Source organism: Paenibacillus sp. sgz302114 (genome assembly GCF_056120345.1).
Genome location: NZ_JBVYOI010000006.1, coordinates 37,345 through 50,140 on the forward strand (window position 1 = coordinate 37,345; position 12,796 = coordinate 50,140).

At 53.8% G+C, this 12,796-nt stretch carries 11 protein-coding genes; 3 read left to right on the top strand and 8 right to left on the bottom strand.

The features are described from left to right. Nucleotides 1–31 precede the first annotated feature (31 nt). From AC0LWF_RS16690 to AC0LWF_RS16720, 7 genes are all read right to left on the bottom strand, one after another. On the bottom strand, nucleotides 32–1,468 hold the full coding sequence (locus AC0LWF_RS16690; RefSeq protein WP_474652673.1) for an S-layer homology domain-containing protein: 1,437 nt from the start codon (nucleotides 1,466–1,468) through the stop codon (nucleotides 32–34). Between the two features lie 483 nt (nucleotides 1,469–1,951). Then, a complete protein-coding gene (locus AC0LWF_RS16695; protein WP_474652674.1) occupies nucleotides 1,952–2,554 on the bottom strand; it encodes a response regulator transcription factor in 603 nt (200 codons plus the stop codon). After that, a complete protein-coding gene (locus AC0LWF_RS16700) occupies nucleotides 2,551–3,738 on the bottom strand; it encodes a sensor histidine kinase (protein WP_474652675.1) in 1,188 nt (395 codons plus the stop codon). Before AC0LWF_RS16700 ends, AC0LWF_RS16695 begins: the two co-directional genes overlap by 4 nt. Nucleotides 3,739–3,742: 4 nt before the next feature. Then, nucleotides 3,743–4,495, bottom strand: a complete 753-nt coding sequence (locus AC0LWF_RS16705; RefSeq protein WP_474652676.1) for an ABC transporter permease — start codon at nucleotides 4,493–4,495, stop codon at nucleotides 3,743–3,745. A gap of 44 nt (nucleotides 4,496–4,539) precedes the next feature. Continuing rightward, a complete protein-coding gene (locus AC0LWF_RS16710) occupies nucleotides 4,540–5,433 on the bottom strand; it encodes an ABC transporter ATP-binding protein (RefSeq protein WP_474652677.1) in 894 nt (297 codons plus the stop codon). A gap of 519 nt (nucleotides 5,434–5,952) precedes the next feature. Then, on the bottom strand, nucleotides 5,953–6,882 hold the full coding sequence (locus AC0LWF_RS16715; RefSeq protein ID WP_474652678.1) for a DMT family transporter: 930 nt from the start codon (nucleotides 6,880–6,882) through the stop codon (nucleotides 5,953–5,955). A 114-nt stretch (nucleotides 6,883–6,996) separates the two neighbouring features. Next, nucleotides 6,997–7,452 carry a DUF2269 family protein gene (locus AC0LWF_RS16720; RefSeq protein ID WP_474652679.1) on the bottom strand — a complete coding sequence of 152 codons (456 nt, stop codon included), beginning with the start codon at nucleotides 7,450–7,452 and terminating at the stop codon, nucleotides 6,997–6,999. 219 nt (nucleotides 7,453–7,671) lie between these two features. Between AC0LWF_RS16720 and AC0LWF_RS16725 the strand changes: the two genes are divergently transcribed. Continuing rightward, nucleotides 7,672–8,760 carry a M24 family metallopeptidase gene (locus AC0LWF_RS16725; RefSeq protein WP_474652680.1) on the top strand — a complete coding sequence of 363 codons (1,089 nt, stop codon included), beginning with the start codon at nucleotides 7,672–7,674 and terminating at the stop codon, nucleotides 8,758–8,760. Nucleotides 8,761–9,106: 346 nt separating this feature from the next. Here AC0LWF_RS16725 and AC0LWF_RS16730 read toward each other — a convergent pair whose 3' ends face one another. Further along, nucleotides 9,107–9,646: a PadR family transcriptional regulator gene (locus AC0LWF_RS16730; protein WP_474652681.1), complete on the bottom strand. Its 540-nt coding sequence runs from the start codon at nucleotides 9,644–9,646 to the stop codon at nucleotides 9,107–9,109. 259 nt (nucleotides 9,647–9,905) lie between these two features. Here AC0LWF_RS16730 and AC0LWF_RS16735 point away from each other — a divergent pair, with 259 nt between their 5' ends. Both AC0LWF_RS16735 and AC0LWF_RS16740 read left to right on the top strand, forming a co-directional pair. Beyond that, entirely contained in the window at nucleotides 9,906–10,271 is a 366-nt protein-coding gene (locus AC0LWF_RS16735) for a Na-translocating system protein MpsC family protein (RefSeq protein WP_090579655.1), read from the top strand. 154 nt (nucleotides 10,272–10,425) lie between these two features. Beyond that, nucleotides 10,426–12,789, top strand: coding sequence for an FdhF/YdeP family oxidoreductase (locus AC0LWF_RS16740; protein WP_474652682.1), 2,364 nt, complete (start codon nucleotides 10,426–10,428; stop codon nucleotides 12,787–12,789). Nucleotides 12,790–12,796: the final 7 nt, after the last annotated feature.

Genomic DNA, 12,796 nt, shown 5'->3' on the forward strand with positions numbered 1-12,796 from the left:
CGCTCCGTCTCTTTTTGCATCCATTGTAGCATTAGCGGTAACGAAACTTAAAGCCGACGACTCCGCTATTATCCATCGTGTACGAATAGCCGCTAATTTCCGCTGCATGCTTCTGCATGATCGAGCTCCACGCATTCGCCCCTTGGCTGTCAGCGTATTGCCGCTTCAGCGTAATGGAATCCGCCTTCACTCTAATTGCCGCTTCAATCCGCTCTTCGAATTGCTGAGGCGTATCCACAGTCAGCCCGTTATACGTGTAATAGTTATAAATAATAGCCGTTGCTTTGGGCAGCTGATCGGACCAGACATGGTCACGGCGAAGCTCATCATCCGTCACGTTGAAGTATCCGTAGGTCAGCCGGCCTTCGACATCCGGTACTGGATCATCCCAGGTAACGTCCAGATTGTAGTAGGCTCCGCCGATCTTCACTTTATTCCAGGCATGCGCGACGCCATCGACCGTACCCGTCACGACGTGCGATTCAATGCCCGCCATCGTAAGGAGCAGCTGCGCCGAGTAAGCATAGCCTTGGCACACCGCAATTCCTCTCATCAGCGAGCCGTAGATTGTGTAGGAATCCGCCGGAACCGTGTTGTTCTCGTAATTGTCGTAGTCATAAGCGATATGTTGCAGTAAATAATTGTGGATGGCGAGTTCCCGGTCATATTCTGTCATGTCAGGCTTCAGAATGCTTGCGAGAATTTGTTTCGCTTTGACATCAACCGCTCTTGCCCGTTCGTCCTTAATAACGACTGGCAGCGTCTGATTCGAAGCATTCAATAGATCAAGCTCATCCTTTACAAAATAAGACCCGAACCGCGTGTAAATCCGATAAACCAGCACAATCGACTGCTCCCGAGTCGTTGTCGAGCGCGGCATGAATTTCAGCAGGCTCCCGTAGCTATTGCCCTTCATAATTCCATTGGCTGCAAGTAACGTCACGGCACCCTTCGACCATGCCGCAACCTGCTTGGCATCGGCGAATACTGGAGCGGGACCTTGTTTGCTCGTCAGCCTATCGCGCATGCCTGCGATCGCGAGCGTGTTGTACAGCATGAGCGACAGCTGCTCCCTCGTAATGCTTGCGGATGGGGTGAAGGTATTCGCACTCGTACCTTTGACAATACCGAGGCTGTAAGCTTGCAGGACAGGGTAGCTGTTCGTGTCCTTGAACGGATCCGCCTTTGGCGCAGGCGGCTTCTCGCCGGTCAGCACCTCATAGAGCTGCACCGCCATCTCGCTGAATTCCTGGCGGGTCAGCGGCTTCTGATAGCTATTCGTGAGCCCGTACGGGATGAGCCCGCTTGTCAGAGCATCTTGAATCTCTTGCTGCGCCCACACGCTTGGGGCGCCTGCAGCGGCAGCTTCAGCCTGTGTTTGGCTATAGCCGAGCTGACAACCTAGGCTTAACGTGGTGAAAGCGATAACGGTCATTCCATATTTTTTTATGCGTTGTATGTAATTCATGATCGGATAATCCTCCTACAGCTTTCAATCAATAAGAAGAAGCTATGAAACTATTAGTCTAGTTTAGCACAGATATGGGTATGACTTACATTTTTATTGAATGGAGGTGCGCATAAAATAAACCTCAAGTCCCTGTTAGCGATCCTCGGACTTGAGGTTCTTATCGTTATATTGTGACAGGTCACCGCCACCCAACAAACAAGATTCTGGGCTAGTGAACCCTCTCTCACCGGCTAAATTCGGGCACTTTGCGCCTGAGCTGTGCCATGCTCCATTGCATTACGCTCTCTCAGCTTCGCAAAGCTGCCGATTCCGGCTGGCTCCTTTCCTGAGAGTGCTGCATCTGAACTCTCAGCGCTTCAAACGGCCGATTTTCGCGCTGAGAGTGCGTATTACGCTCTCTCAGCTTAGCCAAGCTGCCTCTTCGGCCAAATACCACGAGTTCGAGCCAATGTAGATGGTCTAGCAGGCTCTGCATGAACCCTAGCTCAGCCAGCCGTTCTTCTCCGCGATGCCGATGGCGTCGATTCGATTCTTCGCCTCCAGCTTCTGAATCGCCTCGGATAAATAATTGCGCACCGTGCCCGCCGAGAGAAACAGCTGCTTCGCGATATCGCCAGCCGTAAGCCCTGCAGCCGCCAGCTTCAGCACCTCCTGCTCCCGCTCTGTGAGCGGATTCTCGGTGTCCCAGAACGTCATTGCCAGCTCCGGACTTACCGCCCGTCCTCCGGCATGAACAGTTCGCAGCGCCGCACCGAGCTCATCAATCGGCGAATCCTTGAGCAGAAAACCGCGCACGCCCGCTTTCATCGCCCGCTGAAAATAACCCGATCGCGAGAACGTCGTCAAGATGACGACACGGCAGGAATGACCCTGCTCCTTCAGCTTCTCCGCCACATCCAGTCCGCTCATCTCCGGCATCTCAATATCCATGACGCAGATGTCAGGTACCAGGTCCTGAATGAGATCAAGCGCCTGCTTACCGTTCTCCGCTTGCCCGATCACTTCAATGTCGTCCTCCAAATCCAGCAGCGCGCTTAGCGCTCCACGCAGCATCCCTTGATCTTCCGGTACGATGACCTTCATCCGCCTATTCCCTCTTTCTCGGCTTCTTTCGCTACGAGCGGCACGGTCATCATAAGCCGCGTCCCGCGTCCTATAGATTCGACGGCTAGGCTACCCTCAATTAACTGGAGCCGCTCACGTATCCCTTTGATTCCATTGCCGCCGCGGGCATCCGCCCATACTCCGTTCGAGGCAGCCTTGCTCAGTCCAGCGCCGTTGTCCGCAACCGAGAGCGTTAGCCGGCTTCCTTCCCTAGTCAGACGGACGGTGCATAGCTTCGCCTTGCTATGTTTGACGACATTCGTGACTGCTTCACGCAGGCACATGCCAAGTATATTGTTGATCGTCGCCGACGGAATCTCTAGCTCCAAGTCGCCTTCCGCCTCCAGCACAATGCCCGCCGCGGACAAAATCTGCTTCGCATGGTCAAGCTCATCGCGAACGGTGAGCGCACTCATGCCCGAGACGAGCTCCCGCACCTGCCGCAGCGCCGCGCGCGAGGTCGCCTGAATGTCCTTCACTTCCTGAACCGCCCGCTCCGGATGCTTCAGAATAAGCTTCTCCGCCAGCTCGCTCTTCAGCGTAATAAGCGAGAGTGTGTGGCCCAGCGTATCATGCAGATCGCGCGAGATGCGCTGGCGCTCTTCATTTTTGGACAGCCTCGCAATTTCCTCATTCGCCAGATTAAGCCGCTTCCTCAGCTCCTTCGATCTGCGCCCGATCATGAATGCGAACGGCATGAACAGCATAATGAGCATCGCAGGCAAATATTGCAGCATGGAATCCATGTCCCGGTACAGCTCCCAGTACCAAATCGTCGCACCGAACAGAGCTGCCAGCACGCCAAGCGCCATGTACATCTGCTTGCGGTTAATGAGCATGCCGATAAGAGGGGCTGGATAGAATGCCATGTAGATTGAGCCTTCATCCGCTAAGCAGAACATGCCAACGAGCACGATAAGCACGAGTATGCCATAGAAGCGCATCCGTTCGAACCGGAAGCTGCACACATAGATGATGATAAAAAGCACAACCGCCATAACACCAACAACCACCTGAAGAGGCGGCTGTTGGAATAAATCATAGAGCGGAAACACAAGATAAACGAGCCATATCATGGAGAAAATCATAGGCGGACCCGACTGGACCTGATTAGCCCGATGAGCTTGCTGAGCTTGCTGAGGCCGCCTTAATGATTCCGACATATTGCTACACCGCTTCCTGTTTCTTCATAATGTAAGCGGAAATTCGCATGCACACGACAACATAGATGACCAGAATGAGAACGCCCTGCCAGTCGATAGAACCGCCGCCGATGATGTTCCACGCACCTTGACCTAGCCGGTACGTAGGGGTCAGCTTCGAAATCGTCTGCATCGTACTTGACATCGATTCCGTCGGCATCCACAAGCCGCCGAGCACCGACAGAGCCATATAAACGATCGTACTCATTACTTGAACCGCATCAGGATTGCGCATTGAGCCGAACAACGTTCCAAGCGACATGAATGACAGGCCGCCAATCCAGATCCACAGCCCGCTCTCGATCCAATGTGCAGCTGATAAATCAACGTGTTTTCCTAAGCCGCCGATAACAAACATCATCACGATGATGGTAAGGTTGATAATCGCTTGCGCAGCGATCTTGGATACGATATACGCCCAGGAAGGCAGCGGCGTAATCTTGAGCAGCCGAATCCAGCCAAGCGAACGCTCACGCGCAATCCGAATGCTGAAGGTGTTGAAGCTCGCGCCGATAATGCCGTAGCAGGTCATCGACATCAAGTAGTATGCCGACCAATCTACGCCGCCGACTTTCTGATTACCAACGACATTGGAGAACAAGAAGAAGAACATGACTGGCATGATAACTGAAAAAATAACAAACCGTTTATTTCGAACCGTTCTCAGAAGCTCTGCTTTACACTGGGCAATCGTCGCCCGAAGCATCGTTGAATTCACCGTATGGTCAACTCCTCATCTATTTTATCCGTACGAATCGCCAATTATTGATTAGCTTGATGGACGAGCGCCTGGAACGCACTCTCCAGACCGCCGCTTTGAATCTCGATATCACGCATTTCGAATTGTTTCTCAACGAGCAGTGTAATGAGCTTATCCGTATTCCCGCTCGACAGCTTCACCCGGCGACCGCTCCACTCGATGTTCGTAATGTCCGGCAGCTCTTGCAGCAATTCCGTTGTCACAGATGGACCTGCGATGAATGAGATGACACGTCCCGTTGTCTCTGCCTTGATTTCACTTGGCGTTCCGTCTGCAATGATCCGGCCATTATTGATGACAATGATGCGGTCCGCCACACTGTCCGCTTCATCCAAGTAGTGCGTCGTCAACACAATTGTCCGGCCGCGGCCCGCCATGGCACGCACTGTATCCCAGAACAGCTGACGCGAAGTAACGTCCATTCCAACCGTCGGCTCATCGAGAAAAATCACGTCAGGATCGCCTGCCAGCGCAAGCGCGAATCCGAGCCGCCGCTGCTGTCCGCCCGACAAAGCCGTCGCTAACTTGCCTTTCTCCGCTTCGAGGTTCGATACTTTGAGCAAGTAATCGAGCGCTAACGGCTTATCGTAGTAGCTGCGAAACAGCTCAATCGTCTCTCCGACCTTGAGCCCATCGATAACGCTGACATCCTGCAGCATCGCGCCGATCCGATCCCTTACATGCTGCTTTCGCGGATCGTCGCCGAGCAGCTTCACGGTTCCTTTCGTCGGCTGATGCATACCGAGAATCATCGAGACCGTCGTTGTTTTGCCTGCGCCGTTCGGCCCGAGCAGCGCCACAACGGTTCCCTCTGCAATAGAGAGCGTCAAATCATCAACAGCCTTCTTGTCCTTGTACACTTTGCTAACGCCTGTTAGCTGTATCGCTGGTTTCATGGATTCGTCCTCGCTCCTTCTCTATTCGCTCATTTGATCTGTTCTAAGCATACCTTCTCGCCCTTAACGAAGGAATTTATGAATGTAATGCTTTTCGTATGACATTTGTCATGTAATGTGAAAAGCATATCGAAAGGCGATTCCTATCATTTGATAAAACTCATAGTAGGCGGTTGTTTGACAATTATGTGACAAGCGCGTATAATCGATTATTGTATCAAGTGTAACCTCTGGTTTTTTCCTCATAGATGTGTTGTTTACCCTCCAGATCACCACATAGTTTTCCTTTTTATTCTCAACGGCTGCTTTAAAGGAAACACGGATTCACACTGGCGCGGCCGAGGAGCCGCAAGGACGTTAGAGAGGTTAGGGCTTTCGTTGCTTTCGTGCATAAGTAATATTATGAAAGTAGGAAGACATTAGCGGTTACGCTTACTATATATGAGACGCGGGCATAGGCGTCAGCATAGCTTTTACACAACAGACCCTCGCTTCGAGATGAAGCGAGGGTCGTCCAATTTATACGGCTTTATTGATCAAAGCCGCCGCTTCGGCGTCTTTCTTTTCTAAGCTGATCCACACGAGTCCCGCCGCCATGAACAGCGTTCCCGCGAACTGCCAAAGGCTGATGCTCTCATCAAAGAACAGATAGCCGACCGCCACCGCTGCCGCCGGAACGACATAACGGAAGAAGTTCGCACGCGCCGCGCCGATGCGGAACATGCTGTCATTCCAGACGATGAACGCAATGACCGTACAGATCACCACATTATACAGAATTGCCGAGTAGTGGCTGGCAGTCAACCCGCTCCAGTCCACTTTGCCCCAAGAGCTAAGCGTAAGCGGGAACATGAACAGGACGCCGAAGACGATAATCCAAGTGCTGACCCGCAGCGCGGAGTACTGTTTCATGAGAGGCATGCAAGCAAGATTATATAACGCCCCGATGATGCTCACGCTAAACGCAAGCAAATTGCCGATCATATGATCCGATGACATATTGAACCCTTCACTGCCGCCAAGAATGACGAAGCACACGCCAATCATCGCTGCCGCGCCTCCGGTTACTAGCCGCCGTGAGATGCGCTCTCGCATAAACAAAGGCCCGAACAGCGCTGCGAAGATCGGCCAAGGTGCTACATTCAGCAGTGAAGCATTCGCCAGCGTCGTATATTTAATCGAATACACGACGATAATTTCGAGCCCTGTAACGCCAACAAGTCCGATAATAGCCGTCTGCAGCATGGCTTTGGGCGCGATGCCTATGCGGCCCTCTTTGATTTTGAGCAGGAGGAGGAATAACGGCAGTGAAAGAGAGAACCGGATAAAAGCGAATAAAATCGGGTCAAACGTCTCCATCGCCTTGCGTGTAACGCCGAAATTCGCTCCCCAAACCGCTGCAACGAGGACGAGCCCCAAATAATATAACCATTTACGATCCTGTTTCATCGTTCCTTGTATACCCCATTCCATGAATTGTAATCTCGCTCACAGTTTGACGGATTCGCCGAGGAAATACAACACAAAAAAAATCGGCGCCCATGAAGAGCGCCGACCGGCTTCTTAGTAAAATGGCTTGAGTATCATGAGGATGAACAGGAGCGATCCCATCGCCGTCGCACCGTAGTACAATTTGTTCGCCTTGGCAAGCAGCTGTTTCTGCTCGTCAGGCACAGGCTGATCAGAAGACAGCTTCGTCTCGGCAATCAGCTTGCCGACCTGTTTCGTGACCGGGGCAGCAAAGCCGATGACCAGCACTTGAATGGCGACGTACAGCACAAGCGAGCCGATGATCCAGAAGCTGACGAACTCCCATCCGTCTGAGAAGACGAGTATGAGCCCCGTTACTACCGCCATGGAACCGCCAATCTTAGGGAATAGCTCCAGCTTGCTGCCGAGCTTGAACGCGCTGCGCAGCTCGCCGACGTTGTCTTTCTTGCCAAAGAGCGTGTGGATAAAGAAGGTTGGGCCTACCCCAATGATGGCTGACATGACGTGAATGAGTACTAGAAATTTCATTCCTCGAATCACCTCGATTATAGTTTTGGAAAAACAGGTGTGCCTGGAAAATATGACCATAATAACACACTGCCACTTACAGCTATATTACGTCCCCATTACACCTATTCCTTCCAATTCATCGAGTCTGTACGAGACGGATGCTTCGACTTTTGGCGTTGCTTCGGCTACAATAGCATTGTTTATGTCCATCTCCCTATTGAAAGGAATGATTCCCGCATGAATGCTCGGATTAATCAGCTTTATACGTATATGGATCAGCATGCGCTAGACGCTGTGCTTGTTAATATGCCGAAGCATGTCTACTACCTGACCGGATTCGCTTCGGACCCGCATGAGCGGTTCCTCGGCCTCATTATCCCGCGCCAAGCGGAGCCGTTCCTGCTCGTTCCCGCGCTTGATCTCGAAGCCGCGCAAGCAGCATCTAGCGTAAAGCTCATCTTCACCCACACCGATACAGATAACCCGTATGAGGTGTTGAAGAAGCATTTGCCCGCAGGCATTCAGACGCTCGGACTTGAAAAAGGCTACCTGACCGTCAGCCGATTTGAAGCGCTCAGTGAAGCAATCGGCGCGACTCGCTATGCCGATATCGACGAGCCGCTGCGCGAGATGCGCGTCATTAAATCGGCGGATGAGATTATGCGCATGAAGCATGCGGTTCGCATCATCGAGGATGTGCTCCGCGCAGGCATCGCGCAAGTGAAGCCGGGCGTCACGGAGATTGAGCTCGTGGCGGAGCTGGAATATCAGATGAAGAAGCTCGGCGCGAGCGGCCCTTCGTTCTCCACGATGGTGCTCGCGGGCGAGAAGTCGGCGATGCCGCACGGTGAGCCTGGTGCGCGAGCGATTCGCTCAGGCGAGCTGCTGCTGTTCGACCTTGGGGTGTATGCGGAGGGTTATGCATCGGATATTACGCGGACGTTCGCAGTCGGCGATATTTCGGAGGAGCAGGCGAAGATCTATGACACGGTGCTGCAGGGGAACCTGCGCGCCATCGCAGCGACACGCCCAGGCGCGACACTCGCGAGCCTCGACCACGCTGCGCGCGAGCATATTACAGCGGCAGGCTATGGCGAGTACTTCATGCACAGGCTTGGCCACGGGCTTGGCTTGGATGTGCACGAGTACCCTTCCGTACACGGGCAGAACCAGGAGCTGCTGCGCAGCGGCATGGTGTTCACGATCGAGCCAGGCATCTACGTGCCTGCCGTCGGTGGCGTGCGCATCGAAGACGACGTGCTCGTCACGGATAGCGGCGTTGAAGTGCTGACGAGCTTCCCGAAGGAGCTTACGGTAATCGGATAACTAAGCTAATAATGAAAAAAGCCGCTGATTTGATAGTCAGCGGCTTTTGGTATTGCGGAGCAACCAATGTATAGCAGTCATGATCATAACTGCATATCTCCACTTATTTGGCTAACATTTCCCCACTATCAGTGAAATAGATGCATATCTCCACTTATTGAACGCATTTTGCTCAATGAAAGCAAACATTTCGAGAAATAAATGAATCTTGGCACTTATTTCATGGGGTCATGCAACGTCAGCAGATAGTTAAGTGCAGTATGCACTTACGAAACTTACTCATATTTCAGCAGCCGCGAAATAAGCGCCCGAGAAATACGGACAAGCTTTCTCTACAATTTAGACTTTACTCTTTAATAAGCAGCGGCAAGACCCACTCGATCCAAGCCATCTCTTCCCGCAGCAGCCTTACCCGCCGTTGATAGAGCAAATACCGCCCGAACTGCTTGGACGTATAACTCGTCACCGGAATAGGCTCACTCTCCATCAGCTTCATCTCCGTCTCCAGCCTCTGCAGGCGTGCAAGCATCGCTTCGCGCCGCTCCTCGAACAGCTTGATTGCCGTCTGCGGCTCGGTTAGGCCAATGGCGTACAGCTTAATGAGGAACTCGTCCCGTTCCAGCTGCAGCGAGGCCGGCTGGTTATCAATCCACTCCCGCAGCGCAGCAGTGCCTGCCTCTGTAATGCTGTATATTTTCTTATCCGGCTTTCCGGTCTGTCCAATGTGCTCGAAAGTGACAAGCTGTTCCTTCTCCAGCTTTGCCAGCAGCGGATAGATCTGGCTGTGCTTTGCCTGCCAGAACGCTTGAAGCAGCTTCATCAGCTCATAACCTGAGCAGGATTTGCGCATCAGCATGCTGAGCAGGGCATATGACAATGCATTCACGTTACAATAAACCTCCCAAAATCGCTATTTCTCTGCTCTCGATCGTATCATAAAAGCGCCAAGAACGCATCGCAACAGTTACCAGTCAAGTATGATATTGTTAAAAATGCTGTGAAATGACGACCAATCCGCAGGCTATATCGCCGTTGCCATGATTGCGCTTTCTTGCTAAGATGAAGGAAAGCATGACGGGTATTTCCGCTTTGATACGGAGCAGCGGCCCTGCTACCGATTTTGCGGATAAAATGAGGGATATGGAATGAACCAAACGGAAGCGGAATTCAGCAATTTGGTCAAAGCGTTCCGCAAGCGGCATATGGGCAAAGGCCCGAGCCGCATCACGACGACGTTCTGCAAGCATTGGGCCATCTGCGAGATGGACGGCAATCTCTCCCCTGTCGAGAAATTCATAGCGGGAGCGAGCGACGGCAAGCAAATGCTTCGTGAGGCACGCACGCAATGGGTGAAAGAGATTTATAAGAACCATCCCCCGACGGAGATGGAAGCGCTGCTTGGGGCCCGATTCGTGGACTTATTCGTAGATATTGATATCGACAAAGATTTCGGCATGTCGGTGTTCGTGTTCGATCAAGACATTGAGCGCAAATTCGGCAGCAGCCGTTAGCATACGATAATAGACATTGCCGTTGGCGCTTGGCAGCGAACCTGCGAGAGACTAACCGCGACAGAGACGAACGATTTTCTTGCTTGCAAGGAGAGGATCGCGTGTTTCTTCGCGGTTTTTTATTTCCTTTTTAAACCGGAGAGGACGATGGAAATTGGGAAAAACGAAACATACCGGGCCGATTAATTTGCCCAGCAAGCCGGATCCGAAGCTGTGGGTGAGCAAGATGCCGTTCGGTCTTGGCAAAGTGAAGCCGCATCATATCCGCGATACGATGAAAGTGATGGTCGATAACCGCGATAACCTCCCTTACGCGTTCCGCATTCTGACGCAAGGCGTGTGCGACGGCTGCGCGCTTGGCGTCTCGGGCTTGTACGACCAGACGCTGGCGGGACCGCACGTGTGCACGACACGGCTTAATCTTCTGCGCCTTAATACGATGCCGGCGATCAAGCCCGCTATGCTCCACGCGGACATTGATGAGCTGCGCAAAATGGACAGCACTCAGCTGCGCAAGCTCGGGCGCATCCCCTATCCGCTTATTCGCCGCAAGGGCGAGCGGTCGTTCAGCCGCCTATCTTGGGATGCGGCGCTTGATCTGGTCGCGGAGCGGATTCGCGCGATTGATCCGAAGCAGCTGGCGTTCTACCTGACCGCGCGCGGCATTACGAATGAGTCTTACTATGCGGCGGCGAAAGTCGCCCGCTTCCTAGGGACGAACAACATCGACAACGCGTCGCGGATCTGCCACTCGCCGTCGAAGACCGCAATGAAGAGGTCAGTGGGCATTGGCGCTTCGAGCTGCAGCTACAAGGACTGGATCGGCACCGATGTGCTCATCTTCTGGGGCAGCGTCGCAGCGAACAACCAGCCGGTGTCGACCAAATATATGTACGCCGCAAAGCGGAAAGGGACGAAGATTATCGTCATAAACCCGTATCGCGAGCCCGCGATGGACGGCTACTGGGTCCCTTCCATCGCCGAGTCGGCGTTGTTCGGCACGCGCATTGCCGATGATTTCTATCAAGTGAACATTGGCGGCGATATCGCCTTCATGCACGGCGTCATGAAGCATTGGTTCGCGATGGAAATCGAGAAACCTGGCTCTGCGATTGATCGTAAGTTTGTCGCTGAGCATGTGAGCGGCTATGAAGAGCTGCGCCAGCATGTGAAGCAGCAGGACTGGGCACAGCTGGAGCGCTCTTCCGGCTTGTCTCGCCAGCGGATGGAAGAGTTCGCTGAGCTGCTCGCCGCCTCGAAGTCCGGCGTGTTCGTCTGGAGCATGGGGCTCACGCAGCACCGCTTCGGCACGGACAATATTTCGCAGGTCGCCAATCTTGCGCTGCTGCGCGGATTTCTCGGCCGTGAGCACTGCGGACTCATGCCCATTCGCGGGCACAGCGGCGTGCAAGGCTCCGGCGAGATGGGAGCCGACCCGTTCAGCCTGCCGGGCGGCGAGTTCAAGGGCGCAGACATTCCACGCATCGAGAAGGTGTGGGGCTTCGAGCTGCCGAAATGGCAAGGCGACATCGTCGGCGTGACACTCGAGAACGCGGTGCTGCCGGAGGATCACGAACGGAAGCTGAAGCTGTTCTATACGTCAGGCGGCAATTTCCTCGAGACGATGCCGGACCCGGACTTCATTCGCGGCTGCCTCGAATCCGTGGCGATTCGCGTCCATCAGGACATCGTGCTCAACACCTCGACGCTCGCCGATGCGAAGGAAGCAGTCATCGTGCTGCCTGCGATGACACGCTACGAGCAGCCGGGCGGCGGCACGTCCACCTCCACGGAGCGGATGGTGTACTTCTCGCCGGAGATTGCCGGCCCGCGCATCGAAGAAGCGCGCACGGAATGGCAGATCTACTGCGACCTCGCGTCGCGGGTTGATCCGGAGCGTGCCGCACTCGTCCGGTTCAAGGATGCGCAGGAGCTGCGCGAAGAGATGGCGGTCGCCGCGCCGAATTACGACGGCGTGCAGAAGCTGAAGAACAAAGGCGACGTGTTCCAATGGGGCGGCGCATTCCTGTGCGAGGACGGCATCTGCCCGACTCCGAGCGGACGCGGCCAGCTGATCAAGGTCGAGCTGCCTGAGCTGCGCAAGCCAGAGGGGCATTACTACATCACCTCGCGCCGGGGCAAGCAGTTCAATTCGATGATCTACAGCACGAAGGACCCTTTTAACAATGCAGATCGGTATGATGTGCTGCTAAGTCCGAATGACGGTGCGAAGCAGGGCATTGCGGAGGGCGACGCCATTGTGCTGTACAACAGCTGCGGCACGTTCCACGGCAGGGCTCGTTTTGCGGATATTGCTTCTGGGAACCTCGAGCTCTATTGGCCGGAGTGCAATGCGCTGCTGCCGAAGAAAGTGTATGAACCATTCGCGGGAATCCCCGAGTACAATACTGCAGTTGTGATGGAGAAGGCGGAGACGTACCATGCGCTCAAAGATACGCGCTATGTGGAGAAACGCATTGCCGAGCTCGATCATGAGATGAACGATGAGGAAGCGTAAGGAGGCA